Here is a 25,780-nt window from a genome sequence, read left to right as displayed (position 1 = left end):
TACGCGCGTTACGCTGCGGCGGAACCAGCGCCTGGTTTGGGCGCTTGCACAAAGGAGTCTCGTTCCATGCGCCGGGTGTCCCGAATCGCGGTTGCGGGTGTTGCCACCGCAGCCCTCGCCGTGACCGTTTCCGCTTGTGGAAGCTCGTCCACGTCGTCCTCTTCCTCTGACAGCAGCGACAAGAACCTGGGCCTCGCGCTCGCGTACGACGTCGGCGGCAAGGGCGACCAGTCCTTCAACGATGCCGCGACGGCGGGCCTGGACAAGGCCGACGCCGAGTTCGGCTACAAGTCCACCGCCGTCGAGCCGCAGGACGGCGAGTCGGACGCCGACAAGGTGCAGCGCCTGGAGAGCCTCGCCAAGCAGGGCTACAACCCGGTGATCGGCGTCGGCTTCGCCTACGCGCCGGCCGTCAAGGAGGTCGCGGCCAAGTACCCGAAGACCACCTTCGGCATCGTCGACGACGAGCAGATCAAGGCCGACAACGTCGCCGACCTCGTCTTCCACGAGGAGCAGGCCTCCTACCTCGCCGGCGTCGCCGCCGCCAAGGCCACCAAGACCAACACCGTCGGCTTCGTCGGCGGCGTGGACGTTCCGCTGATCCACAAGTTCGAGGCCGGCTTCAAGCAGGGCGTCGAGGACACCAAGAAGGGCGTCACGGTCAAGTCGCAGTACCTGACCGAGACCGCCGCCGAGGGTGGCTTCTCCAGCCCGGACAAGGGCGAGAGCGCCGCCGAGGGCCAGATCGACGCCGGTGCGGACGTCGTCTACGCCGCCGCGGGTCTGTCCGGCCAGGGCGTCATCAAGGCCGCCAACGCCAACAAGGTGTGGGCGATCGGCGTCGACTCCGACCAGTACAAGCAGGACGCGCTGAAGGCGTACAAGGACTCGATCCTGACCTCGGCCATGAAGAACGTCGAGGGCGCGGTCTACACGCTGGCCAAGTCCGTCAAGGACGGCAAGCCGGAGACCGGCATCATCCGCGGCTCCCTCGACAACGGCGGCGTGAGCGTGTCGAACTCGAACCCGGCCTTCGCGAACAACGCCGACATCCAGGCCGCGATCAAGAAGGCCGAAGCGGGCATCAAGGACGGCACCATCACGGTGAAGACCTCCTGACCCCTCGGTCGAAGGCTGTCACAGGCCTTGGCTGAAGAAGCGCTGTAATGGCAGCGTTACGGCCACGGAACCGGGCGCGGGAAGGATGTCCTCCCCGCGCCCCGTTCGCGCGGCAGAATGCTCGGAACGGATCGTGACTTGATCGGGATGCCCGCTCGACGGCTATCAAGATCATTCAAGTTCGATCAGGTCCGGGCACTATTTAAAGCAGGGGCGCTACGCGCGTAGAGCGGCCCCTTTCCCAAGGAGAGTGCGCCATCGACGCGTCCAGCAGCCCTCCGCTCACCGCACAGTCGACGATCGCGGTAGAGCTGACGGGGATCACCAAGCGCTTCCCCGGTGTCGTCGCCAACCACGACATCCACCTCGCTGTCCGAAAAGGCACGGTGCACGCCCTCGTCGGCGAGAACGGCGCCGGCAAGTCGACGTTGATGAAGATCCTCTACGGCATGCAGAAGCCGGACGAGGGCACCATCGCGATCGACGGCGACCAGGTGAGCTTCTCCAGCCCCGCCGACGCCATCGCGCGCGGCATCGGCATGGTCCACCAGCACTTCATGCTGGCCGACAACCTGACCGTGCTGGAGAACGTGGTGCTGGGCAGCGAGAAGCTGTACGGCATCGGCGGCAACGCCCGTAAGAAGATCAAGGAGATCTCCGACCGCTACGGCCTGAACGTCCGCCCGGACGCCCTGGTCGAGGACCTCGGCGTCGCCGAGCGTCAGCGCATCGAGATCCTCAAGGTCCTCTTCCGCGGCGCCAAGACCCTCATCCTCGACGAGCCGACCGCCGTGCTCGTCCCGCAGGAGGTCGACGCGCTCTTCGACAACCTGCGCGAGCTGAAGTCCGAGGGCCTGTCCGTCATCTTCATCTCCCACAAGCTGGGCGAGGTGCTCTCCGTCGCCGACGACATCACCGTCGTCCGGCGCGGCACGACCGTCGGCACGGCCGTCCCCTCCGAGACCACCCCGCGTCAGCTCGCCGAGATGATGGTCGGCAGCGAGCTGCCCACCCCGGAGACCGCCGAGTCCACGGTCACCGACAAGCCCGTCATCCAGGTCGCGAACCTCACCGTCTACGCGAGCGGCGGCGCCTCCCTGGGCGTCGAGGCCGAGCCCACGGCCGGCGGGGTCAGCGGCATGATCTCGCCCGAGGTCGCTCTCGGCGGCGAGGTCAAGAAGGCCCTCGACGACGTCAGCTTCACCATCCACGCCGGCGAGGTCATGGGCATCGCCGGCGTCGAGGGCAACGGCCAGACCGAGCTGATCGACGCGCTGATCGGCACCAAGAACGCCGACTCGGGCACCATCGCCTTCCTCGGCGAGGACATCACCCCCTGGCCCACCCGAAGGCGCCGCGAGTCCGGCGTCGGCTACATCCCCGAGGACCGCCACCGCCAGGGACTGCTCCTGGAAGCGCCCCTGTGGGAGAACCGCATCCTCGGCCATGTCACCGAGGCCCCCAACGCCAAGGGCTTCTGGCTCAACCCCAAGGGCGCCCAGGCCGACACCCGCCGGATCGTCGAGGAGTTCGACGTCCGCACCCCCGGCATCGACGTCACCGCCGCCTCCCTCTCCGGCGGCAACCAGCAGAAGCTGATCGTCGGCCGCGAGATGAGCCACAACCCCAAGTTCCTGATCGCCGCCCACCCCACCCGCGGAGTGGACGTCGGCGCACAGGCCCAGATCTGGGACCGCATCCGCGAGGCGCGCCGCGAGGGCCTGGCCGTGCTGCTGATCTCCGCCGACCTGGACGAGCTCATCGGCCTGTCGGACACCCTGCGCGTGATCTACAACGGCAGGCTGGTCGCGGACGCCGACCCGGCCGCCGTCACCCCGGAGGAGCTCGGCTCCGCCATGACCGGCGCCGCGTCCGGTCACCTGGAACACGCGGACGACGCGGAAACCGCCGCGGAGACCACCGAGGAAGCTGCCGGTCCGGAGGACGAGGCCCGATGAAGAAGTTCGACAGGGAGCGCGTGCTCCTGGCGGTGGCCGGCCCGGTCATCGCGCTCGTCGCGGCGATCCTGCTGACCTCGGTCGTGCTGCTCGCCTCCGGCAAGAACCCGATCGAGCCGTACACGCTCATGCTGGAGCAGGCCGGCTACTCCGACGTCCAGGTCCTGATCGTCAACCAGGCCTCGATGTACTACATCGCCGCCCTCGCGGTCGCCATCGGCTTCCGCATGAACCTGTTCAACATCGGCGTCGACGGCCAGTACCGCCTCGCCGCCATGATGACCGCCGTCGTCGGCGCGAACATCGCCCTGCCGGGCTTCCTCCAGGTCCCGCTGCTGCTCCTGGTCGGCGTCCTCACCGGCGCCTTCTGGGCCGGCATCGCGGGCATCCTGAAGGTCACCCGGGGCGTCAGCGAGGTCGTCGCGACGATCATGCTGAACGCGATCGCCACCAGCGTCATCGGCTACCTCACCCTCGACAACATCTGGGGCGTGCAGGTCGGCAACAACAACACCACCGGCGTCATGAAGGACTCCGGCTGGGTCCCCGGCATCGACCTGGGCGCTGACGTCGGCGAGATCTATGGCCTGGTCTTCCTCGCCATCGCCCTCGGCATCGTCTACTGGGTGGTCCTCAACCGCACCCGCTTCGGCTTCGACCTGCGCGCCACCGGCGAGTCCGAGACGGCCGCCGCCGCCTCCGGCGTCAACGCCAAGAAGATGGTCCTCACCGCCATGCTGATCTCCGGCGGCATCGCGGGCCTCTCCGGCCTGCCCCTGCTGCTCGGCGACGCGCACACCTACAGCCTGAGCTTCCCGACGGGTCTCGGCTTCACCGGCATCACCATCGCGCTGCTCGGCCGCAACAACCCGGTCGGCATCGCCTTCGCCGCGCTGCTGATCGCCTTCCTCGACAAGGCCTCTCCCGCCCTCGACTACGCGACCCCGGTGGCGTACGAGAAGGAGATCGCCACGATCATGCAGGGCCTGATCGTCTTCGCGGTCGTCATCTCGTACGAGGCCGTACGCCAGTGGGGCCTGCGCCGCCAGCAGAAGCGCGTCGGCGCCGAGCTCGCGGCCGCCGCCCAGAACACGAAGAAGGAGGTGGCGGTCTGATGAGCACCACGACCACGGCCAAGCCGCAGGCGAAGCAGCCCGGCAAGGGCGGCCGCCGTTTCTCGCTCCCGGTCCTCCTGCTGATCATCGCGGGCGTCCTGGTACTGACCTCGATCGTCCGCCTCATCACCGGCGCGGACGGCATCACCTCCACCGGACAGATGTCCACCGCGCTGCGCCTCGCCGTCCCGATCGGCCTCGCCGGTCTCGGCGGTCTGTGGGCCGAGCGCGCGGGCGTCGTCAACATCGGCCTCGAGGGCATGATGATCCTGGGCACCTGGTTCGGCGCCTGGGCCGGCTACCAGTGGGGCCCGTGGACGGGCGTCGCCTTCGGGATCATCGGCGGCGCGCTCGGCGCCGTCCTGCACGCCATCGCGACCGTCACCTTCAACGTGAACCACATCGTCTCCGGTGTGGCCATCAACATCCTGGCCCTGGGCACCACCCGCTACCTGTCGAAGTTCACCTTCGAGAACGCCGACGGCGGCTCCGCCAAGCAGTCCCCGCCGATCGAATCGCTGGGCACCTTCGACATCCCAGGACTGTCCGGCTGGCTGGACACCCTCAACGAGAAGCACTGGTTCCTGATCTCCGACATCGCCGGCCTGGTCGGCGGTCTGATCACCGACCTGTCGCCGCTCACCGTCGTCGCCGTCGCCCTCGTCCCGGCCACCTGGTGGGTGCTGTGGCGCACCGCGTTCGGTCTGCGCCTGCGCTCCTGCGGCGAGAACCCGATCGCCGCCGAGTCGCTCGGCGTCAACGTCTACAAGTACAAGTACATCGCCGTGATCATCAGCGGCGGCTTCGCCGGCCTCGGCGGCGCGTTCCTGTCCATCGTGGCCTCCAACGTCTACCTCGACGGCCAGACCGCGGGCCGCGGCTACATCGGCCTCGCGGCGATGATCTTCGGCAACTGGATGCCGGGCGGCCTCGCCCTCGGCGCGGGCCTGTTCGGCTACACCGACAGCCTCAACCTGCGCGGCGGCACCACCAACGTCCACGCGCTGATCCTGCTGCTCGCGATCCTGCTGGTGTTCGGCGCGGCCTACCTGGCGTGGCAGAAGAAGTACGTCCCCGCCGTGATCACCGCGGCCGTCTCGGCCCTGATGTTCATCTGGTACGTCGGCACGGACGAGGTCCCGCGCCAGGTCGTGACGGCCGCCCCGTACGTAGTCACCCTGCTGGTGCTGTCGCTCTCCGCCCAGTCCCTGCGCATGCCCAAGGCGGACGGCATGCCCTATCGGAAGGGACAGGGCAAGTGACCCCGCCCGCCGCCGCGGACGCCACGGTCGACTGGGAGAAGCTGCGCACCGTGGCCCGGGACGCCATGTCCCGGGCGTACGCCCCCTACTCCGGCTACCCGGTCGGTGTGGCGGGCCTGGTCGACGACGGCCGGATCGTGTCGGGCTGCAACGTCGAGAACGCCTCCTACGGGCTCGGCCTGTGCGCCGAGTGCGGGCTGGTCTCGGAGCTGCAGAACACCGGCGGCGGCCGGCTCACCCACTTCACCTGCGTGGACGGCCGCGGCGAGATCCTCGTCCCGTGCGGCCGCTGCCGTCAGCTGCTGTACGAGTTCGGCGGCGCGGAGCTGCTGCTGGAGACGCCGGCGGGGGTCCTGCCCCTCTCCGAGATGCTCCCGCAGGCTTTCGGCCCGGACCACCTCAGGTAACTCCCGCCCGGCCCCTCTGACTGGCGCAGAGGGGCCGCGCGGTTTCTGAAACGTCTTTCTGCACCACCGGAAGGAAAGCCATGGCCATGGACGCCGTCTCCGTCATCCGCACCAAGCGGGACCGCGGTGAGCTCAGCGACGAGCAGATCGACTGGGTCATCGACGCGTACACCCGCGGCGAGGTCGCCGACTACCAGATGGCCGCCCTGAACATGGCCGTCCTGCTCAACGGCATGAACCGCCGCGAGATCGCCCGCTGGACGGCCGCGATGATCGCCTCCGGCGAGCGGATGGACTTCTCGGCCCTGTCCCGCCCGACCGCCGACAAGCACTCCACGGGCGGCGTCGGCGACAAGATCACGCTCCCGCTGGCCCCCCTCGTGGCGGCCTGCGGCGCGGCCGTGCCCCAGCTCTCGGGCCGCGGCCTCGGTCACACCGGCGGCACCCTGGACAAGCTGGAGTCGATCCCCGGCTGGCGCGCCCTGCTCTCCAACGAGGAGATGCTGTCCGTGCTGGACGGCACCGGCGCGGTGATCTGCGCGGCCGGCGACGGCCTGGCCCCCGCCGACAAGAAGCTGTACGCCCTACGGGACGTGACCGGCACGGTCGAGGCCATCCCGCTGATCGCCTCCTCCATCATGTCGAAGAAGATCGCGGAGGGCACCGGCTCCCTGGTCCTGGACGTGAAGGTCGGCACCGGCGCCTTCATGAAGACCATCGAGGACGCCCGCGAGCTCGCCGCCACGATGGTCGGCCTCGGCACCGACCACGGCGTGAAGACCGTCGCCCTGCTCACCGACATGTCCACCCCCCTCGGTCTCACGGCGGGCAACGCCCTGGAGGTCCGCGAGTCGGTCGAGGTGCTGGCCGGCGGCGGCCCGGCGGACGTCGTGGAACTGACGATCGCGCTCGCCCGCGAGATGCTCGACGCGGCCGGTGTGACGCACACCGACCCGGCGAAGGCCCTGGCCGACGGCTCGGCGATGGACGTCTGGCGCCGCATGATCGCGGCCCAGGGCGGCGACCCGGACGCCCAGCTGCCCACGGCGAGGGAACAGCACGTCGTGACGGCGCCCTCCACCGGCGTCCTCACCCGCCTCGACGCCTACGACATCGGCATCGCCGCCTGGCGGCTCGGCGCGGGCCGCGCCCGCAAGGAGGACCCGGTGCAGGCGGGCGCGGGCGTCGAGCTCCACGCCAAGCCCGGCGACACCGTGCGGGAGGGCCAGCCCCTGCTGACCCTGCACACCGACACCCCGGAACGCTTCGACTACGCGCTCCAGGCGGTGGCGGGCTGCTACGACATCGACGCGCCGGGAACCGCCTTCACCGCCTCGCCGGTGGTGCTGGAACGTATCGCCTGAACAGGGGATCTCTCGTTCGGGTGAACGGGACCGGTGGACCTCCGCCGGTCCCGTTCGGCATGCTGGACTCGGTGACGCACTGATTGGAGACCGCCATGAGCGCACTCACCGTCGACCACTCGACGGCCAACGGCCACGAGTGGGACGGCCTCGTCCGGATCTGGCAGGAGACGGACGCGCCCGAGGGCTGCAAGGTGGAGATCATCGAGGGGATCGTCACCGTGGCACCACCGCCTTCCAACGCCCACAACGACATCGCAGACCAGGTGACGCGAGAGCTGTATCAGGTGATCCCGCGGCAGTGGGGCATTTACCAGACGCTGGGGACCGCAGTCCCGTCACGCGACGGCCTTTACATCCCCGACATCGCGGTCGCACCGAAAGAGGTCCTGCGAACGGGGAAAGAGAACTACATTCCGGCATCTGCGGCCGAACTGATCGTTGAGATCACCTCGAAGTCCAACGCGGTCAATGACCGGATCAAGAAGGCTGCCGGCTATGCCCAATCCGGGGCTCCGCTCTACCTCCTGATCGACGGCTGGGCCCCGGGTGGCCCCACCATCACGCTGTATGGAGAGCCGCAGCGGGACGTCTACCGCGTGCTGCGAGCCTGCAAGTTCGGCGACGCGATCGAGCTGCCCGAGCCGTTCCGGCTGAAACTGGACACCAGCGAGTTCCCGGCCGGCTAGCGACACCGCCGATGAGTTGAGCCCCGCCCCGGGGTCTACCGCACGTGGACCCCAAGACACCGCCCGTGCTCACCCTGACCGCCCCTGTCACCCGCACCCGGGTGACAGGGCTCGCCGACGACGTACGGGCGCTGCTGGCGGACACCGGAGCTCGCCCAGGCGCCGCGGTCGTCGTGTGTGACGTGGCCGGCATCGGGCCGCCCGGGCTCGCCGCAGTCGAACTGCTGGCCCGCCTCCAGCTCGCCGCCCGACGGGCCGGGGGACACATCCGGCTGCGGGCCCCCGAGCCCGCCCTACGCGCCCTGCTCGACCTCGTCGGCCTCCGCTTCGAGGTGGAGGGGGAGACCGAAGAGGGGGAACCAGCGCTGGGTGTCGAGATAGAAGTGGAACCCGGTGAGGCGGCCGTCTGAGATCTCCAGGACCTGGATCGCCCACGGGCTGAACCCGCCCTTCTCCGGGTCCGGCTTGTACTGCGCGAAGCCCGGCAGCCCGTTGACCTGGACCGGCAGCAGCCGCGACCCCTCGCAGGCCGAGCCGATCGTGGTCATGAAGCCCGTGATGTCGTCGTGCCCCGTCAGCCACAGGTCGAACGGCGGCATCGTCATGATGGCGTCCTCGTGGAGGAGGGCCGTCAGCGCCGTCATGTCGTAGCCCTCGAAGGCCGCCACATAGCGTTCGAGGAGCTTCTGCTGCTCTTCGTCCAGCGGGTCCGACACCGCCGCGTCCGCGCCGGCGGCCTCCCGCTCGGCGAGCGTCGCCCGGGCCCGCTGGAGCGCGCTGTTGACCGAGGCGACCGAGGTGTCGAGCAGTTCGGCGACCTCGCTCGCCTTCCAGGCCAGCACCTCCCGCAGGATCAGCACCGCCCGCTGCTTGGGCGGGAGCTGCTGCAGCGCGGCCATGAACGCGAGGCGCACCGACTCCTTGGCGATCGCCGCCTCGGCCGGGTCCTCCACCGTCGGCAGCACACGGGCGTCGGGCATCGGTTCCAGCCAGGTGTTGTCGGGACGGGGGGAGAGCGCCGCCCGGGCGAGCGGGGTGGCCTCGGACAGGTCCATCGGTCTGGCCCGCTTGTTGCCGGCCGTCAGCATGTCCAGACACACGTTCGTCGCGATCCGGTACAGCCACGAGCGCAGGCTGGAACGGCCCTCGAACTTGTCGTAGCTCCGCCAGGCCCGCACCAGGGTGTCCTGCACCGCGTCCTCCGCCTCGAAGGACGAGCCGAGCATCCGATAGCAGTAGCCGGTCAGCTCGGTCCGGTGCTTCTCCAGTGCGACGTCGATCTCCGTCGTCGCCGTGGTGTTGCTCATCGTCCACCCACCCCTGTGGCCGTTCTGTCACGCGCCTTTGCGCCCAGCACTTCGGAAGCTACCGCAGCCCACTGACAATGGCCCGCCGAGTCGACGAAAGCCCAGGTCAGAGGTGCTCTCACACCAACTGCTTGACGGACATCAGCAGATGCCGACAGGCCTCGGGCGCGTCCGCCGCACCCAGCAGCGCCCGCTGCCCCGTCCCCAGCAGCTCCACCCGCAGCGTCGACGTCTCGAAGGAGGCCAGCGCGTCGAGCAGATACGCCGGGTTGAACGCCACGGTCACCTCCTCGGCCCCGGTCAGCACGGCGGGCAGCCGCTGCGCGGCCACGTCGTCGCCGTACCCGGCGCGCAGCAGGACCGACTCCGCCGAGAAGTCCAGCCGTACCGGACTGTTCGCCTCCGCCACCACCGCGACCCGGCGCACGGCCTCCGTCAGCGCCCCGCACTCCACCTCGGCGACCGCCGCCCCCGCCATGTCGAACAGCTTCCCGTAGGCCGGCAGCCGCCCGTCCAGCGGCCGCACTGTCGACCGCATCCGCCCGCCCTCGAACCCGATCGGCCCGCTCCCCGAGGCCCCGTCGAGCCCGACCCGCACCACCCCGCACCTCGCCAGCGACCGGGCCACGTCCAGCAGCCGCCGGGCCGGCACGAGCGCCTCCACCACACCCCCGGCAGCCGCCTCCGCCTCCGCCTTCCACCCCAGCCGCCGCACCGCATACCGGTACCGGTCCGACGCCGACAACGTCATCTCGTCGCCGTCCAGACGCAGTTGGACGCCGGTCAGCACCGGCAGGGTGTCGTCCCGGCCCGCCGCCACCGCGACCTGGGCGACGGCGGTCGCGAACGCGGCCGCGTCCACGGTGCCGTACGGCTCGGGCGGCGCGGGCGGGGTGGGGTACTCCTCGAGCGGGAGGGTCGACAGGCCGAAGCCGGCGCCGCCCGCCTCGACGGTGAACCGCGTCCCGTCCAGGCGGCAGCTCACCGGCCCGTCCGGCAGCACCTTGCAGATGTCGAGCAGCCGCCGCCCGAGGACGAGCACCCGGCCCTCGACGACCGTCTCGGCGTCCGTCTCGATCCGCGCCGCCGTCTCGAAGTCGAACCCCGCCACGCTCAGCCGCCCCGCCGCCGCGTCCAGCAGCAGCCCGCCCAGGACGGGCACCGGTGTACGGGCGGGCAGCGCGCGGGCCGCCCAGGCCACCGCCTCGACCAGGTCACCGCGATCGATCCGGAATTCCATGGATGAGCCCCCTGCCAGAACCAGTTGTGGTCGCGGAGGCTATCCGCGACCACTGACAACCGGCCCTGAGCAGGGGGAACCCGGACAACTCAGTGAGCGGCGACCAGGGTCCGGCGACGGGCCGCCCGGGTCCCGAACACCGTGATCGTCACGACGCCGAGCACCGCCAGGACGCCCACGCCGACCGTGCCGGCCCAGCCGCCCGCGTGGAAGGCGATCGCCCCGACCGTGGAACCGGCGCTGGCGCCGATGTAGTACGCGGACTGGTAGAGCGCGGAGGCCTGGGCGCGACCGGTCGTCGCCGTCCTGCTGACCGCCGAGGACGCCACCGCGTGGCCCGCGAAGAAGCCCGCGGTGATGAGCACCAGGCCCAGCAGCACCGGCACCAGCGAGTCCGCCAGCGACACCAGCAGGCCCGCGGCGGTCGTACCGCCCGCCAGATACAGCGCCCCGCGCCGGCCGAGCCGGCCGACCAGCCGGCCCGCCGTCGAGGCCGACACCGTGCCCACCAGGTACACCAGGAAGATCGAGCCGACGATGCCCTGCGGGAGGGAGAACGGGGCCTCCGTCAGCCGGTAGCCGATGACCGTGTACACGCCGCCGAAGACGGTCATGAACAGCGCGCCGATCGCGTACAGCCGGCACAGCAGCGGGTCGGCGAGGTGCGCGCGGACCGTACGGACCAGCACCCGGGGCGCGAGTGAACCCGTCTTGAAGTGCCGCGGCGCGGGGAGCAGCAGCCGGAAGGCGATCGCGCAGGCCACCGCCAGCACGCCGATCGCGCCCACCGCGACCCGCCAGCCCCACTCCTGCGCGACCCAGCCGGTGATGACCCGGCCGCTCATCCCGCCGACGCTGTTGCCCGCCACGAACAGACCGATCGCGGTGACCAGCGCCTTGGGCCGGACCTCCTCCGCGAGATACGCGGTCGCCGAGGCCGGCAGCCCGGCCAGCGCCGCGCCCTGCACCGCCCGCAGCACGACCAGCGCGCCCAGCGACGGCGCGAAGGGAACCAGCAGGCCCACGCCCACCGCGACGCCCAGCGAGGCCGTCATCACCGAACGACGGCCGTAGCGCTCCGACAGGGCGCTCATCGGCAGGACGAACAGCGCCAGTCCGCCGGTCGCCGCCGCCACCGTCCAGCTCGCCTGGCTCGCCGCCACCCCGAAGTCGCCGGAGATCAGCGGCAGCAGCGCCTGCGTGGAGTACAGCAGGGCGAAGGTCGCCACACCGGCGAGGAAGAGCGCGAAGCTCATCCGACGGTAGCCGGGGCCGCCCGGAGTCATACGCGAGTCGGCGGCGGGGACGGAGACGGCGGGGACGGAGGGGAGGGACGGGACGGCGCCCACGATCGTGGACGCCCCGGTACTGGCGGGAGACATGCCTCGAAACTACGTACGCTCCGGTTCATCCGTCCAATGCACGGACTCGGCATAATCGTTCCCATTGTGCATCAACAGAGGTCAGAGGCCCGCCTGTCACCGTCCAGTGACACAGAAGACATGGTGATGAAGCTGGCGCCCCGGCTCGCCTACTTCGCCGGAGTGGCCCGCACCGAGCACGTGACACGGGCGGCGCAGGAGATGCAGGTCCCGCAGTCGACGCTCTCCCGGGCGATGGTCCGCCTCGAACAGGACCTGGGCGTCGACCTGTTCGCCCGCCGAGGCCGCACGGTCTCGCTGACCCCCGCCGGCCGTACCTTCCTCACCTCGGTCGATCGCGCCCTCGCGGAGATCGAGAAGGCCGCCGACGAGGTCCGTGCGGACGCCGACGCGGCCACCGGCAAGGTCGCGTTCGGCTTTCTGCACACCATGGGCGCCGAGACCGTCCCCGGCCTGATCCACGCCTTCCGCGCCGACCATCCGCGCGTCCGGTTCAGCCTCGTCCAGAACTACGGCGAGGCGATGATCGAACGCCTCCGCGCCGGGGAACTGGACCTCTGTCTGACCTCCCCGGTCCCGGACGCCCCCGACCTGGTCGCCCGCCGTCTCGACGAGCAGAAACTCCGTCTGGTCGTCCCGGCCGACCACCGTCTCGCCGCCCGCAGACGAGTCCGTCTGGCCGAGGCCGCCGACGAGGCCTTCGTGACCCTGGAACCCGGCTACGGTCTGCGCCGCATCACCGACGACCTGTGCAAGGAGGCCGGTTTCCGCCCGAAGGTGGCCTTCGAGGGCGAGGAGGCGGAAACGCTGCGGGGCCTGGTGGCGGCGGGCCTGGGCGTAGCGCTCCTCCCGCCGCCCGCGGTGGCCCGTCCGGGAGTGGTGGAGCTGACGGTCACCTCCCCGAGAGCGGCCCGGGAGATCGGCGTGGCCTGGCTGGACGGCCACCCGGACACCCCGCCGGTGGCGGCCTTCAAGAAGTTCCTGCTGTCGAGAAGGGGCAACGTGCTGGCGACCTGAGGGCAGCTCCGCCAGGGGGCCCGCTCCGTCGCCTCACCGTCGCAACGACCGGCCGAACCCCACGGCCAGCGGCATCCGCAACCCCAACGGCGGCGGAGCCGCCAGCGCGTCCTCGAGCGGGCGGGCGAACGTCCGCCCGAACAGCACGCCCATCACGAAGTCCTCGGCCAGCGCCAGCACTTCCGCCCGGTACTGGTGTAAACCGTGCCCGTCCGTGTGCACCTCGAACCGACACACCTCCCGGTTCGCCTTCTTCGCGCGCGCCGCGAGCCGGAACGACAGTTCGGGGTCGCACCGCTCGTCGTTCGTGCCGTGCACGATCAGCACCCGCCGTCCCGCCAACTGCTTCACCGGTTCGGGTGGGGCCGCCATGTCCTCCTCCGGCAGCCAGGGAGCGATCGCCAGCACGGAGTTGACGGCCTCGTGGCCGCCCGAGTGCAGCGCGGCCCGCGCACCCATGTCGACGCCGGCCAGACACACCGGAACGTCCCCGTACCGCCGTACGGCCTCGTCGGCCGCCCAGGCCGCGTCGGTGGCGAGCTGCGCCTCGCTGCCGTTCCAGCCGCGGGAGCGGTAGTGCACGGCGTGCACGGCCAGGCCCTCCTCGTGTCCGGCCCGGGCGAGCTTGCGCCCCAGGCCCCGGACGGAGGCGGCCGCCCAGAGGGGGGACGGTCTGCGATCGGAGGTCTCCTCGCCGCCCGGGAGCAGCAGCACCACCCCGCTCACCGCCGTCGGCTCCGGGCCGAGCGCCCTTCCCAGCCGGGCCGTTCGAACCGGCGTCACTTCCTGTCCCATGACAGAACAGTGTCAGAAGCACCGGTGTACTCCACCCGTCCGCACGGTCACCGTTACGTATCGGCGGAGTTGTACAACGCGCCGTCTACGCGCGTAGGAGTTAGAGTGCGGAAATGACGAGCCAGAGCATCCAGGCGGGCATCATCCCGAGTTCGGACCAGATCCGGCGGGCGCCCAAGGTTCTGCTGCACGACCATCTCGACGGCGGGCTGCGCCCCGGCACGATCGTCGACCTCGCCCGGGAGACCGGGTACGCCCAACTCCCCGAAACCGACCCCGACAAGCTCGGCGTCTGGTTCCGGGAGGCCGCCGACTCCGGTTCCCTGGAACGGTACTTGGAGACGTTCTCGCACACCGTCGGCGTCATGCAGACCCGCGAGGCGCTCGTCCGGGTCGCCCGCGAGTGCGCCGAGGACCTCGCCGAGGACGGCGTCGTCTACGCCGAGGTGCGCTACGCGCCCGAGCAGCACCTGGAAGGCGGGCTGACCCTCGAACAGGTCGTCGAGGCCGTCAACGAGGGCTTCCGGGACGGCGAGCGGACGGCGCGCGAGAACGGCCACCGCATCCGCGTCGGCGCCCTGCTCACCGCGATGCGGCATGCGGCCCGCTCGCTGGAGATCGCCGAACTCGCCAACCGCTACCGGGATCTGGGCGTCGTCGGCTTCGACATCGCGGGCGCGGAGGCCGGCTTCCCGCCCACCCGGCACCTCGACGCCTTCGAGTACCTGAAGCGCGAGAACAACCACTTCACGATCCACGCCGGCGAGGCCTTCGGGCTGCCGTCCATCTGGCAGGCCCTCCAGTGGTGCGGCGCCGACCGGCTCGGACACGGCGTGCGCATCATCGACGACATCGAGGTCGCCGCCGACGGCACCGTCACCCTCGGCCGGCTCGCCTCCTATGTCCGCGACAAGCGCATCCCGCTGGAGCTGTGCCCGTCCTCCAACCTCCAGACCGGAGCGGCCGCCTCCTACGCCGAGCACCCCATCGGGCTGCTGCGCCGGCTCCACTTCCGGGCCACCGTCAACACCGACAACCGGCTGATGTCCGGCACCGCCATGAGCCGGGAATTCGAGCACCTTGTCGACGCATTCGGTTACACGCTCGACGATCTGCAGTGGTTCTCGGTCAATGCTATGAAGTCAGCATTCATTCCTTTCGATGAACGACTGGCCATGATCAATGACGTGATCAAGCCCGGATATGCCGAGCTGAAGTCCGAATGGCTGTTCCAGCAGACCGTCTCCACCAGCGGTTCTGTGGCCTCGGAGGACTGACGGCCGAGCGTGGAAGGGCACGGAATGCGGGCGGGTGTTCACCAATCGTCCGCATTTCGATGTTTGCCGTCGGCCCCTCCTCGTGTTTACGGTCGAGAACCGCTCTGTTCCCCGTATCCCATTCGAGGACGCATTCATCATGAAGCAGTCTGCTGCCAAGACCCTCGGTGTCGCCGCTCTCGGTGCCGCCTTCGCCGCCGTCGGCGCGGGCGCCGCGAACGCCGCCCCTGCCGTTCCGGACGCCACGCAGGCCCTGGACGGCATCACCAAGACGCTGCCGGCGGAGACCGTGGCCCAGGCGCTGCCCGGCGCCGCCGGTCAGGCCCTGACGCAGGCCCAGCCGGCGCTCGGCGCGGGCCTGGCCGCCGCCCAGCCGGTCGCCGAGAAGGTGCTCGCCGGGAGCCCGACCGCGCCCGTCGCCGGACTCCTCGGCGGCCTGCCGCTGCAGGGCCTGCCCACGCACGGCCTGCCGATCAACGGCATCCCGCTGGGCTGAGCGGCGCAGCACGCGTCACGCACAACGCCGTTGGGGCGCACCCGAAAAGCACCGGGTGCGCCCCAACGGCGTTGTGCACGGGCGGGCTCAGGTCGTCACCAGGCCGTGCGGGCCGCCTTGTCCTCCGAGGGCAGCAGCACCCACAGCGCTATGTAGAGCAGGAACTGCGGGCCGGGCAGCAGACACGAGAGCAGGAAGATCACGCGCATCGTGGTCGCGGAGGTGCCGAAGCGCCGGGCCAGCGCGGCGCACACTCCGCCGATCATGCGGCCGTTGGTGGGGCGGGCGAGGCTGGACATCTGCGGCTCCTTCTTGAGCGTCAGGTCGAAGGCGGCCCCTGCGGCCGTCCTCCATCTGCCTTCAACGCTACGGAGACGAAGGGGACGAAGCGTCGCTCTATGGTGCGATGCCGACCCTGGGAATCCTCGGGGTCCGACCCTGAGCCGCCTCCTCCTGACGGACCGCGGCAGGCGCCCGGCGCTCGTCCCTGCGGCGCAGCCGCGCGCGGAGCGCCGGCACCACCGCGACGTGCGCGAGGGCCACCCCCACGGTGTTCAGCAGCATCGAGTCGACGTCCACGACCTGACCGGGCACCCCGGTCTGCAGCAGCTCGATGCCCAGCGACAGCAGCGCGCCCGCCGTGACGGTACGGATCAGGGAGGCGAGCGGCGAGACCCGGAGCCGGCCGTGCACCAGCGGCAGCAGGACGCCCAGCGGGGCGAGCAGCCCGAGGCCCGCACCGATCCGCCGGGCCGCCTCGGGCCAGCCCAGCCGCAGATCGGCGCGGATCCCGTCGAACGGGTGCAGATTGGCGGGCATCACCCAGGGAACGTTCAGCGGGCGCAGCGTGACCCAGGCGACGAACACGAGGTGGGCGGCCAGGAGGAGAATCCCGGTCGCGCGGATGCGGATCGCGGCGCTGCCGCCGATGGAGCCTTGACGCTGCACGCCCCCCAAGACGCGCCCCCCGGCACGATCGGTTCCGGCTCACCGCCCCGGACCGGCGGGCGCCCCAGGTCCGGCCCGCCCGCCGCCGCCCCTCGACAGACGGTGACCTGCGACGACGACCTGCGCCCGGCACACCATGAGGCGTCCGCCACACGACGTCTTCGCGGAGCGGCTCAGCCGCCGTCCGTGACCGCCGACGACGGGGGCTCCGCGCTGCCGGGGCGGGAGCGGACCTCGTCGGTGCACGCGTAGCGGCGCAGCGGATCGGAGCCGGGACCGCCCAGCACCACCGAGCCGTCGCCCTCGGCCGCCGCCGAGTCGGAGAACGTGCAGACGACCTGGGCGAGGGCGAACGAGGTCAGGTCCCCGGGCGAGGTGCTCAGCCGCAGCGCGTCGTCCGGGTCCCGCGGGCGCGGCCCGCTCACCGACATCCCGCCGCGCACGTCCGTCGTGTACCCGGCCTCCTTCTCGGCCGCCGACGGCGACTCGGCGAGCTGGTCGAGCAGGCCCTGCGCCACCACCACCCGCCGCTCGGAGTCCGCCGCGCCGTCCGGCACCCGCACGGACCGGTCCACGGCCACCAGCGACGAACCGCACAGCAGGAACACCTGCACCGGCACGCCCGCGCGTGCGGCCTGCGAGGTGATGTCCGGCTCGGGGAGCGAGCAGCGCACCCGGGACGGCGCCGGCCCGAAGTCGGTCGGCACCTCGGTGGCCCGGATGCCGCAGCCGCCGAGCAGCCCGGCCAGCCCGGCCAGCACGGGCACGGCGAGCAGCCGTCGCAGCGCTGCACGGCCCATGGTCACGATGCGTCCCCCTTGTCCGGCACGGCCGTCCTGCCCTGCTCGCCGCTCTGTTCCGCCAGCTCGGAGGCGTCCCGGGGCAGCCGCAGGGTGAACACCGCGCCGCCCTCCGGGTCGTTGGCGGCGGTGATCTCGCCGCCGTGGATGTGGGCGTTCTCCAGGGCGATGGACAGGCCCAGCCCGCTGCCCTCGGAACGCGGCCGGGAGGCGCTCGCCTTGTAGAACCGGTCGAAGACGTGCGGCAGCACCTCCTCGGGGATGCCGGGCCCGTGGTCCCGCACGGAGATGACGACCGAGTCGTCCGCCTCGGACACCGACACCCGCACCGGCGACCCGCCGTGCTTGAGCGCGTTGCCGATCAGGTTGGCGAGGATGACGTCCAGCCGACGCGGGTCGAGCAGCGCGTGGATGCCGCGGGCGGCGTCCAGGTCGACCGAGTCCAGCCAGGCGCGCGCGTCCATGCAGTGGGTGATCTGGTCGGCGACGTCGACGTCGTCCAGGACCAGCCGTGCGGTGCCCGCGTCGAAGCGGGTGACCTCCATCAGGTTCTCGACGAGGTCGTTGAGCCGACGCGTCTCGCTCACCACGAGCCGTACCGCGGGCTCGATCATCGGGTCTATGCTGCCCGACTCGGCGTCCAGCTCCTCCTCCAGCACCTCCGCGACGGTGGTGATGGCGGTGAGCGGGGTGCGCAGCTCGTGCGACATGTCGGCGACGAACCGGCGCGAGGCGCTCTCACGGGCGGCCATGTCGTCGACCCGCTTCTCCAGTGCCTCGGCCGTCCCGTTGAACGTCCGTGCCAGATCGGCGAGTTCGTCCGTGCCGGAGACCCGCAGCCGGGTGTCGAGCTTCCCCTCGCCGAGCCGCCGCGCCGCGACGCCCAGCCGGTGCACCGGCTTCAGGACGGTCGTGGCGGCGGCCTGCGCGAGCAGCGCGGCGCCGATCAGCGCGAGGGCGGTGGCGATCCCCAGCGACCAGGCCAGCGAGTTGAGGTCCTTGGCCTCCGGCTCCAGCGACTTGCGCATGTACCCGGTCGGCCCGCCCCCGATCACCTTCGTCCCGGCCACCAGATACGGCGTCCCGTGGTCGACGACCCGCTGCCAGTACAGGTGGTACGGCGACTTGTTGCCGCCGGTGACGTCCTGCTCCTTGTTGACGGCCGTCCGCAGCGACTTGGGCACGTCGTCCAGCGAGAACCCGTTCAGCCCGCCCGAGTTGCCGTACACGGTCTTGCCGGTCGAGTCCGAGCCCACCAGGAGCACGCTGAAGCGCTGGCTGCTGTTGGCCATCTGCCCGGCGGTGTGCTGGAGCTCGTCCTGCGAGGGATGCTCGGGCAGCGAACCCGCCCGGTTCTGCATCTCCTGCTCGAAGTCCCGCAGCACCGCGCCCTGGGTACGGGTCAGCACGGCCTCGCGGTTGAGCCAGTACGCGATGCCGGACGCGGACACGGCGGCCGTCAGCGCCACCGCCCCGAACACGACCACGAGCCGCAGCCGCAGGCTGGTGAGCCGCAGTCTCGACAGTCTTCCCTTGCGCACCGCGGACCAGCCGCGGAGCCCCCCTCGAGCCTCAGTCACTGAGGGGCGTCCAGGCGGTAGCCCACACCACGCACGGTACGGATCAGGACCGGGGACGACGGAACGTCCTCCACCTTGGCCCGCAGCCGCTGGACACACGCGTCCACCAGCCGTGAGTCGCCCAGGTAGTCGTGCTCCCACACCAGCCGCAGCAACTGCTGACGGGACAGCGCCTGCCCCGGCCGCCGGCTCAGTTCGAGCAGCAGCCGCAGCTCGGTCGGGGTGAGCTGGAGGTCCTCGCCGTTCTTCGTCACCGTCATCGCGGCACGGTCGATGACGAGGCTGCCGAAGCTCGCCGAGTCGTTCGACTCACGCTCACCACGCCGCAGCACGGCCCGGATACGGGCGTCCAGCACCCGCCCCTGCACAGGTTTGACGACGTAGTCGTCGGCGCCGGACTCCAGCCCGACGACCACGTCGATGTCGTCGCTGCGGGCGGTGAGGAGAATGATCGGCAGCTGGTCGGTGCGCCGGATGCGCCGGCACACCTCGAAACCGTCGATGCCGGGCAGCATGACGTCCAGCACGATCAGATCCGGCCGCTGCTCGCGCAGCAGCTTCAGACCGTCCTCACCGCTCGCAGCGGTCGCCACCCGGTGCCCCTGGCGCGTCAGTGAGAGCTCCAGGGCCGTACGGATGGCGTCGTCGTCCTCGATCAGCAACAGGGAAGGCACGGGCTCATTCTGGCCCATGAGGGGCCTGTCGTTCGACCTATGGGGCGGGGCTCAGGCGCCAGAGGGAGACGGTTTCCGCGGCACGGGCCGCGAACAACGGGTCGGAGGCGTCTTTCGAACGCATGTGCCTGGGTCGTACATCGATCCGGTCCGCAACGCGCAGACCAGCGGTTTCGACGAGTCCGAGCAGCTCGTCACGGGTCCGCAGACCGAGGTGCTCGGCCAGGTCGGACAGCACCAGCCAGCCCTCGCCGCCCGGCCGCAGGTGCTCCACGAGACCTCCCAGGAACCCTCGCAGCATCCTGCCGTCCTCGTCGTAGACCCCCAGTTCGATCTCCGCGGTCGGCCGCCCGGGCAGCCACGGCGGGTTGCAGACGACGAGATCGGCCCGGCCGCCGCGATCCGGGTAGAGGCAGGGCCCGGTCACCTCGATCCGCCCGTCCAGGCCCAGCCGGCGGGCGTTGTCCGCCGCGCAGACCAGCGCCCGCGGACCGGCGTCCGTGCCGACGATCCGGCCGACGCCCCGGCGGGCCAGCACCGCCGCGAGGACGCCGGTACCGGTGCCCAGGTCGAACGCGGTGGCCGCGGCGGGGTCGCGCAGGACCGCCGGCGGCAGGGGAGCCTGCGCCACGAGGTCGACGTACTCGCTCCTGGTCGGTGCGAAGACGCCGTAGTGCGGGTGGACGCGGGCGCCCAGGGCCGGGACCTCGACGCCCTTCAGCCGCCACTGGTGGGCGCCGATCACCCCGAGCAGCTCCCGCAGCGGGACCAGGCGCGCGCCGACGGGCGGACCGTAGGCCGCACGGCAGGCCGCCCGGACGTCGGGGGCCCGGCGCAGGGCCACCGTGTGCTCGGCGGTCAGTTCGACCAGCAGCCGGTCCAGGACGCGGGCGCGGTGGGCGCGCGAGCGCCGGTGCAGCCGGTAGGCCTGCGCGGGGTCGGGAGAGGTGGGGCCGCCGCCGATCCGGCGGTCCATCGCCCGCAGCAGCTGACGGGCGCCCTGGAAGTCGCCCCGCCACAGCAGGGACGTGCCCTCCAGGGCGAGGCGGTGGGCGGTGGCGGCGCGCATCCGGTCGTCGGCGTCGACGACGACGGCGTCGGTCGGGATCGGGGTGGGGTGGGACTCCACGTGCGTACTCCTCGTGGTCGTGAGTGCCAGGACACGAAGGGCACTTCGACGAAGGACGGGGAGCGGCGAGCCGGGATCGAGCAGGCCCGACCGGCGCCCGGACGCCGCATACGGGCGGGGCGCGTGAGGTCGGGAGGAAGGGTGGCCGCTACCGCGTCCGCGTCGAAGCGCGGAGGCGGGAGTCGAACAGCACCATGCCGGGAGTCGTCATGCCGGGAGTCACCCCGGCAGCGTCCCACGGTGACCTGCGAGGACCAAGCCGGCCGGCGTACTGCGAACGGCTGTGAACGAGCTGTGGTCGCGCGATGACAGGCCCCTGTGACAGGTCTGTGACAGTCGGCGGACACGGCGATGAAGTGGCCCGGGCAATCTTTTGGTCACGGGGCAAGAGACCGAACACCGGCAAGTCCACGACGGGGGGCGCGAGATGAACACGCTGCACGGTATGAGCACCAGCGCAGTGATCACGCGCCTGCACGATGTGAACCGGGGTTCCGAGAAGTCCGGCGCCGTGAGCGGGCGGGGGTGCGCTCGCGGCGCCGGGCGTCAGCACACCGGGTACATGACGGTGGTCGACGCTCACACGGGGGAGCAGCCCGCGGCGGTAGCCGCTATGGGCACTGCGGGGGGAGCCGCGTACGGGGAGGACACGGGGGAGCGTCGCTCGCTGACGGAGGCGGAGTTCACCGCCTACGTCCAGGAGCGCCGCGCCTCCCTGTACGCAACCGCCTATCACCTCACCGGTGACCGCTTCGAGGCCGAGGACCTGCTGCAGAGCGCGCTGTTCTCGACCTACCGGGCGTGGGACCGGATCAGTGACAAGGCCGCGGTCGGCGGATACCTCCGCCGGACGATGACGAACCTGCACATCAGCGCGTGGCGCCGCCGCAAGCTGAACGAGTACCCGACCGAGGAGCTGCCGGAGACGCCCGGCGACACGGACGCGATGCGCGGCACCGAGCTGCGCGCGGTCCTGTGGCAGGCGCTGGCCCGGCTGCCCGAACTCCAGCGGACGATGCTGGTCCTGCGCTACTACGAGGGCCGCACCGACCCGGAGATCGCGGAGATCCTCGACATCAGTGTCGGCACGGTGAAGTCCAGCATCTGGCGGTCGCTCCGCCGGCTGCGCGAGGACGAGGTCCTCAGCTTCGGCCGTGACGAGGAGGACGCCTTCGGGGAGCTTGTCGCCTGAGGGTCACGGGGGAAGGGCCCGGCTCCGCTCAGGGGAGCCGGTGAACGGGGGAAACAGGGGAAAAGGGGAAAACAGGGGGGACGCGGTACCCGGGGGCCCGACGGGGGACGTCAGGGGAGCGGTACCGCACAGCACGGGGGAAGCACCACCCGGGGGGACACGGGGGAGCGGGACTGGAGGGCCGGGGGGTCCGTCCAGTCCCGCTTTTTTGTGCCCCGGAGGAGTCCTAGGCGGCCGTGCGCGCCGTCGATGACTGCCGGCCAGCCGCCGCGGCGGCCAGCCGGCCCATCGCCTCGTCACGGTCGCAGGCGTACGCGCCGAGCGCGCTCTGGCGGGCCACGATGGAGCGTTCGGCGCGCATCAGCCGCCAGCCCCGACGCAGCAGGAAGGGGACCGACTTGCGGCCCTCCTTCAGATCGCGCAGGAAGCGCCGGCGGAACGTCTTCACCGGGCCGCGGCTCAGACACAGCGCGTCGGCCAGGACGCCCAGCTCCTGGCAGCGGTTGACGATCTCGGCGGCGAAGATGCCCTCCGCGATGAACAGCGGGGTCCGCCCGATGTCGATCGCCTCCTCGCCGGTGCGGGCGCTGAGCGAGATGTCGTACACGGGAACGTTCGTCCGGCCCGTGCCGCACAGCTCCACGATCGAGGCGACGGCCGTGTCCGCGTCCCACGAGTCGGGGTGGTCCCAGTCGATGTCGGAGCTCCCGGCGACCTGCGGCAGCGTCGGGTCGTCGCCCTCTTTGTAGAAGTCGTCGAGCCGCAGCACCGGGAGGCCGGAGCGGGCGGCGAGCAGGGACTTGCCGGAGCCGGAAGGGCCGCAGAGCAGCACGACTCGCGTCGGTATGGGCGGTTGGGAGGTCACGGGACACCAGTGTGAGGCATGCCCCCGCCCGTCAACGACCCCGCGGGTCGGCTTTGATGCGCGCGTCACACCTCAACTACCCTTCGTGTCGACCTGATCACCTTGCGCAGCAGAAGGCGGCAATGCGATGGCCCGACACGACTCCCCCCAGAACTCCACCGGCCGGCGCGCCCTCGCCGCCCTCGCGACCGCCGGGGTGGCGCTGGGGGCGGGCGCCGGCAGTGCCGTCGCGGCCACCGGCGAGCCGGTCGTCGACGGGCTGCGGACGCGCCCCACGTCGATCGGCCGGATCGACCCGCAGGCGGGCGTGCAGGGTGCGCTCGGCTCCCTGACGTACGTCACCGGCGCGGTCTCCGGCCTCAAGCCCAACCCCCTCGCGGGCACCGGCGTCGACCCCCTCGACAACGGCGTCGGCACCCAGCTCGCCGACTTCCGGCCGATCACCTCCCAGATGCTGACCGGGCCGGTGGCGCAGGCGCAGTCGATCGGCTCGATCCCGGTGCTGGGGGAGGCGACGAAGCTGCTGGGCGGCTGACCGCCCTTCTCATGGACGGAAGCCGCGTCGCCCCCGGACGGAGGGGCGGCGCGGCTTCCGCGTGTCGGGGCCGGACTCGGACAGCGTCTAGGACCTGTCCGGCCGATCATGCCGCAGACGCGGGGTGTGGCACGCCCATCTGCGGCGTTGTCGTCACTCGCCGACGCTCCGCGTCGACTCCCTCCTCCGCCTTGCAGCTGCACGCACCACACCCCGCTCCCCGGCGCTGATTCGGCACCGTCGCTTTCCTGCGACTTGATCGGCCGGACAGGTCCTAGTACGCCGAGCCCGACGCGCCCAGCGAACCCGTCGGGTGCCAGACCGTCTTCGTCTCCAGGAAGGCCGTCATACGGTCCGTCCCGGGAGCCGCCGACCAGTCGTCCACAGGCTGTGGACGAAGGACGCGCTTCAGGTTGTCGGCCGCCGCGATCTCCAGTTCCTTCGCCAGCGCCTCGTCGGCGCCGGCCAGGTCGATCGCGTTGACGTCCTGGTGCGCGGCCAGGGGCGCCGCGATCTCCGCCGTACGGCCGGAGAGGACGTTGACGACCCCGCCGGGGACGTCGGAGGTGGCCAGGACCTCGGCGAGGGAGAGCGCGGGGAGCGGGGACCGCTCGCTCGCGATCACGATCGCGGTGTTGCCCGTCGCGATCACCGGGGCGAGGACGCTCACCAGGCCCAGGAACGACGACTCCTGGGGGGCCAGCACCGTGACCACGCCCGTGGGCTCGGGGGAGGAGAGGTTGAAGTACGGGCCCGCGACCGGGTTGCCGCCGCCCACGATCTGGGCGATCTTGTCGGTCCAGCCCGCGTACCAGACCCAGCGGTCGATCGTCGCGTCCACCTGAAGAGCCGCCTTGGACTTCGACAGGCCCTCGGCGTCGGCGACCTCACGGGTGAACTGGTCCCGGCGGCCCTCCAGCATCTCCGCGACGCGGTAGAGGACCTGGCCGCGGTTGTACGCCGTCGCCCCGGCCCAGCCGCCGAACGCCTTGCGGGCGGCGACGACCGCGTCACGGGCGTCCTTGCGGCTCGACTGCGGGGCGTTCGCCAGCCACTTGCCCTTGGAGTCGCTCACCTCGTACACCCGGCCGCTCTCGGAACGCGGGAACTTCCCGCCGACGTACAGCTTGTAGGTCTTCAGCACAGTCAAGCGATCAACTGTATTTTCTTTCATCGCTCGCCCTCCGGGCTCGACGGGGCGAGGTACGCCTCCAGGCCGTGGCGGCCGCCCTCGCGGCCGAAGCCCGACTCCTTGTAGCCGCCGAACGGCGACGTCGGGTCGAACTTGTTGAACGTGTTGGACCAGACGACACCGGCGCGCAGCTTGTTCGCGACCGCGAGGATGCGCGAGCCCTTCTCCGTCCAGATGCCCGCCGACAGGCCGTACGGCGTGTTGTTGGCCTTGGCGACGGCCTCGTCCGGCGTGCGGAAGGTGAGGACCGACAGGACCGGGCCGAAGATCTCGTCGCGGGCGACCTTGTGGGCCTGGGTGACGTTCGTGAACAGCGTCGGCGCGAACCAGTAGCCGGCGGTGGGCAGTTCGCACTCCGGGGACCAGCGCTCGGCGCCCTCCGCCTCGCCCTGCTCGACGAGCGAGGTGATCCGGGAGAGCTGCTCCTCGGAGTTGATCGCGCCGATGTCCGTGTTCTTGTCGAGCGGGTCGCCGAGGCGCAGGGTGGACAGACGGCGCTTCAGCGAGTCCAGCAGCTCGTCCTGGATCGACTCCTGGACGAGCAGCCGGGAGCCCGCGCAGCAGACCTGGCCCTGGTTGAAGAAGATCCCGTTGACGATCCCCTCCACCGCCTGGTCGATCGGCGCGTCGTCGAAGACGATGTTGGCGCCCTTGCCGCCCAGCTCGAGGGTGAGCTTCTTGCGGCTGCCCGCGACCGTGCGTGCGATCTCCTTGCCGACGGCCGTGGAGCCGGTGAAGGCGACCTTGTTCACATCCGGGTGCGCGACGAGCGCGGCGCCCGCGCCGCCGTAGCCGGGGAGGATGTTGACGACGCCCTTGGGGAGGCCGGCCTGGCGGCAGACGTCCGCGAAGAACAGCGCCGACAGGGGAGTGGTCTCCGCCGGCTTCAGCACCACCGTGTTGCCGGTGGCGAGCGCCGGGGCGATCTTCCACGCCAGCATCAGCAGCGGGAAGTTCCAGGGGATGACCTGGCCGGCCACGCCCAGGGGACGCGGGTTCGCGCCGTAGCCCGCGTGGTCGAGCTTGTCGGCCCAGCCCGCGTAGTAGAAGAAGTGCGCGGCGACCAGGGGGAGGTCGGCGTCGCGCGTCTCCTTGATGGGCTTGCCGTTGTCGAGGGTCTCCAGGACGGCGAGCTCGCGGCTGCGCTCCTGGATGATCCGGGCGATGCGGAAGAGGTACTTCGCGCGCTCGGCGCCCGGCAGCTCGGACCACTTCTCGAAGGCCTTGCGGGCGGCCTTCACCGCGCGGTCGACGTCCGCCTCGCCCGCCTGGGCGATCTCGGAGAGGACTTCCTCCGTGCTGGGGCTGACCGTCTTGAAGACCTTGCCGTCGGCCGCCTCGACGAACTCGCCGTCGATGAACAGGCCGTAGGAGGGGGCGATGTCGACGACCGAGCGGGACTCGGGCGCCGGTGCGTATTCGAATACCGAAGCCATG

At 71.2% G+C, this 25,780-nt stretch carries 26 protein-coding genes; 13 read left to right on the top strand and 13 right to left on the bottom strand.

The window, feature by feature from the left end; genetic code table 11:
* Window positions 1-66 precede the first annotated feature (66 nt).
* The 8 genes from ACWD4O_RS05095 (at window position 67) to ACWD4O_RS05060 (ending at window position 8,324) form a co-directional block, all read left to right on the top strand.
* Entirely contained in the window at window positions 67-1,119 is a 1,053-nt protein-coding gene (locus ACWD4O_RS05095; protein ID WP_451277511.1) for a BMP family lipoprotein, read from the top strand.
* Window positions 1,120-1,376: 257 nt separating this feature from the next.
* Window positions 1,377-3,077, top strand: coding sequence for an ABC transporter ATP-binding protein (locus ACWD4O_RS05090; protein WP_451277754.1), 1,701 nt, complete (start codon window positions 1,377-1,379; stop codon window positions 3,075-3,077).
* Entirely contained in the window at window positions 3,074-4,192 is a 1,119-nt protein-coding gene (locus ACWD4O_RS05085) for an ABC transporter permease (protein ID WP_451277509.1), read from the top strand. Before ACWD4O_RS05090 ends, ACWD4O_RS05085 begins: the two co-directional genes overlap by 4 nt.
* Complete coding sequence (locus ACWD4O_RS05080; RefSeq protein WP_451277507.1) at window positions 4,192-5,454, top strand: ABC transporter permease; 1,263 nt, start codon at window positions 4,192-4,194, stop codon at window positions 5,452-5,454. The genes ACWD4O_RS05085 and ACWD4O_RS05080 overlap by 1 nt, the downstream gene beginning before the upstream one ends.
* The gene (locus tag ACWD4O_RS05075) at window positions 5,451-5,861 is read left to right on the top strand and encodes a cytidine deaminase (RefSeq protein WP_451277505.1); all 411 of its coding nucleotides are present in this window, start codon (window positions 5,451-5,453) and stop codon (window positions 5,859-5,861) included. Before ACWD4O_RS05080 ends, ACWD4O_RS05075 begins: the two co-directional genes overlap by 4 nt.
* An 80-nt stretch (window positions 5,862-5,941) precedes the next feature.
* A complete protein-coding gene (locus tag ACWD4O_RS05070) occupies window positions 5,942-7,225 on the top strand; it encodes a thymidine phosphorylase (protein WP_451277503.1) in 1,284 nt (427 codons plus the stop codon).
* Between the two features lie 95 nt (window positions 7,226-7,320).
* Window positions 7,321-7,914: a Uma2 family endonuclease gene (locus ACWD4O_RS05065; protein ID WP_451277501.1), complete on the top strand. Its 594-nt coding sequence runs from the start codon at window positions 7,321-7,323 to the stop codon at window positions 7,912-7,914.
* Window positions 7,915-7,958: 44 nt separating this feature from the next.
* Window positions 7,959-8,324, top strand: a complete 366-nt coding sequence (locus tag ACWD4O_RS05060; RefSeq protein WP_451277499.1) for an STAS domain-containing protein — start codon at window positions 7,959-7,961, stop codon at window positions 8,322-8,324.
* Here the strand turns inward: ACWD4O_RS05060 and ACWD4O_RS05055 are convergent.
* From ACWD4O_RS05055 to ACWD4O_RS05045, 3 genes are all read right to left on the bottom strand, one after another.
* On the bottom strand, window positions 8,208-9,221 hold the full coding sequence (locus ACWD4O_RS05055; protein ID WP_451277497.1) for a sigma-70 family RNA polymerase sigma factor: 1,014 nt from the start codon (window positions 9,219-9,221) through the stop codon (window positions 8,208-8,210). The two genes, ACWD4O_RS05060 and ACWD4O_RS05055, sit on opposite strands and share 117 nt — an antisense overlap.
* Window positions 9,222-9,339: 118 nt before the next feature.
* Window positions 9,340-10,461 (bottom strand): DNA polymerase III subunit beta, encoded by a 1,122-nt coding sequence (gene dnaN / locus ACWD4O_RS05050; RefSeq protein ID WP_451277495.1) that lies wholly within the window; start codon window positions 10,459-10,461, stop codon window positions 9,340-9,342.
* 89 nt (window positions 10,462-10,550) lie between these two features.
* Window positions 10,551-11,843, bottom strand: a complete 1,293-nt coding sequence (locus ACWD4O_RS05045; RefSeq protein WP_451277493.1) for an MFS transporter — start codon at window positions 11,841-11,843, stop codon at window positions 10,551-10,553.
* A 63-nt stretch (window positions 11,844-11,906) separates the two neighbouring features.
* Here ACWD4O_RS05045 and ACWD4O_RS05040 point away from each other — a divergent pair, with 63 nt between their 5' ends.
* A complete protein-coding gene (locus ACWD4O_RS05040) occupies window positions 11,907-12,860 on the top strand; it encodes a LysR family transcriptional regulator (protein ID WP_451277752.1) in 954 nt (317 codons plus the stop codon).
* 33 nt (window positions 12,861-12,893) lie between these two features.
* On the opposite strand, the gene ACWD4O_RS05035 is transcribed toward ACWD4O_RS05040, so the two are convergent.
* Window positions 12,894-13,655 carry a prolyl oligopeptidase family serine peptidase gene (locus ACWD4O_RS05035; protein ID WP_451277491.1) on the bottom strand — a complete coding sequence of 254 codons (762 nt, stop codon included), beginning with the start codon at window positions 13,653-13,655 and terminating at the stop codon, window positions 12,894-12,896.
* A 113-nt stretch (window positions 13,656-13,768) separates the two neighbouring features.
* On the opposite strand from ACWD4O_RS05035, the gene ACWD4O_RS05030 reads away from it, so the two are divergent.
* Together ACWD4O_RS05030 and ACWD4O_RS05025 are read left to right on the top strand one after the other, a co-directional pair.
* Window positions 13,769-14,932 carry an adenosine deaminase gene (locus ACWD4O_RS05030; RefSeq protein ID WP_451277489.1) on the top strand — a complete coding sequence of 388 codons (1,164 nt, stop codon included), beginning with the start codon at window positions 13,769-13,771 and terminating at the stop codon, window positions 14,930-14,932.
* Between the two features lie 139 nt (window positions 14,933-15,071).
* The gene (locus tag ACWD4O_RS05025) at window positions 15,072-15,428 is read left to right on the top strand and encodes an ATP-binding protein (RefSeq protein WP_451277487.1); all 357 of its coding nucleotides are present in this window, start codon (window positions 15,072-15,074) and stop codon (window positions 15,426-15,428) included.
* Between the two features lie 95 nt (window positions 15,429-15,523).
* On the opposite strand, the gene ACWD4O_RS05020 is transcribed toward ACWD4O_RS05025, so the two are convergent.
* From ACWD4O_RS05020 to ACWD4O_RS04995, 6 genes are all read right to left on the bottom strand, one after another.
* A complete protein-coding gene (locus tag ACWD4O_RS05020) occupies window positions 15,524-15,727 on the bottom strand; it encodes a PspC domain-containing protein (RefSeq protein ID WP_190150823.1) in 204 nt (67 codons plus the stop codon).
* Between the two features lie 97 nt (window positions 15,728-15,824).
* Window positions 15,825-16,376, bottom strand: a complete 552-nt coding sequence (locus ACWD4O_RS05015; protein ID WP_351908787.1) for a VanZ family protein — start codon at window positions 16,374-16,376, stop codon at window positions 15,825-15,827.
* A 173-nt stretch (window positions 16,377-16,549) separates the two neighbouring features.
* Window positions 16,550-17,176 carry a hypothetical protein gene (locus ACWD4O_RS05010; protein WP_451277750.1) on the bottom strand — a complete coding sequence of 209 codons (627 nt, stop codon included), beginning with the start codon at window positions 17,174-17,176 and terminating at the stop codon, window positions 16,550-16,552.
* Between the two features lie 2 nt (window positions 17,177-17,178).
* The gene (locus tag ACWD4O_RS05005) at window positions 17,179-18,756 is read right to left on the bottom strand and encodes a HAMP domain-containing sensor histidine kinase (RefSeq protein ID WP_358800937.1); all 1,578 of its coding nucleotides are present in this window, start codon (window positions 18,754-18,756) and stop codon (window positions 17,179-17,181) included.
* Window positions 18,753-19,430, bottom strand: coding sequence for a two-component system response regulator AfsQ1 (gene afsQ1 / locus ACWD4O_RS05000; RefSeq protein ID WP_351908791.1), 678 nt, complete (start codon window positions 19,428-19,430; stop codon window positions 18,753-18,755). The genes ACWD4O_RS05005 and afsQ1 overlap by 4 nt, the downstream gene beginning before the upstream one ends.
* 37 nt (window positions 19,431-19,467) lie before the next feature.
* Window positions 19,468-20,499, bottom strand: a complete 1,032-nt coding sequence (locus tag ACWD4O_RS04995; protein ID WP_451277748.1) for a methyltransferase — start codon at window positions 20,497-20,499, stop codon at window positions 19,468-19,470.
* Window positions 20,500-20,986: 487 nt separating this feature from the next.
* Here ACWD4O_RS04995 and ACWD4O_RS04990 point away from each other — a divergent pair, with 487 nt between their 5' ends.
* Window positions 20,987-21,751 carry a SigE family RNA polymerase sigma factor gene (locus tag ACWD4O_RS04990; protein ID WP_451277484.1) on the top strand — a complete coding sequence of 255 codons (765 nt, stop codon included), beginning with the start codon at window positions 20,987-20,989 and terminating at the stop codon, window positions 21,749-21,751.
* 226 nt (window positions 21,752-21,977) lie between these two features.
* On the opposite strand, the gene ACWD4O_RS04985 is transcribed toward ACWD4O_RS04990, so the two are convergent.
* Window positions 21,978-22,685 carry a uridine kinase family protein gene (locus ACWD4O_RS04985; RefSeq protein WP_451277482.1) on the bottom strand — a complete coding sequence of 236 codons (708 nt, stop codon included), beginning with the start codon at window positions 22,683-22,685 and terminating at the stop codon, window positions 21,978-21,980.
* A gap of 58 nt (window positions 22,686-22,743) precedes the next feature.
* Between ACWD4O_RS04985 and ACWD4O_RS04980 the strand changes: the two genes are divergently transcribed.
* The gene (locus tag ACWD4O_RS04980) at window positions 22,744-23,151 is read left to right on the top strand and encodes a hypothetical protein (protein ID WP_451277480.1); all 408 of its coding nucleotides are present in this window, start codon (window positions 22,744-22,746) and stop codon (window positions 23,149-23,151) included.
* A 274-nt stretch (window positions 23,152-23,425) separates the two neighbouring features.
* Here the strand turns inward: ACWD4O_RS04980 and ACWD4O_RS04975 are convergent, their stop codons facing one another.
* Both ACWD4O_RS04975 and ACWD4O_RS04970 read right to left on the bottom strand, forming a co-directional pair.
* A complete protein-coding gene (locus tag ACWD4O_RS04975; protein ID WP_450950838.1) occupies window positions 23,426-24,325 on the bottom strand; it encodes an aldehyde dehydrogenase family protein in 900 nt (299 codons plus the stop codon).
* Window positions 24,322-25,779, bottom strand: a complete 1,458-nt coding sequence (locus ACWD4O_RS04970) for an aldehyde dehydrogenase family protein (protein ID WP_450950839.1) — start codon at window positions 25,777-25,779, stop codon at window positions 24,322-24,324. The genes ACWD4O_RS04975 and ACWD4O_RS04970 overlap by 4 nt, the downstream gene beginning before the upstream one ends.
* Between the last annotated feature and the right edge of the window lies 1 nt (window position 25,780).

It is taken from the genome of Streptomyces sp. NPDC002623 (genome assembly GCF_053592635.1).
Note: the sequence above shows the minus strand (reverse complement) of the source record. Positions and strands in the feature narration are given on the sequence as shown.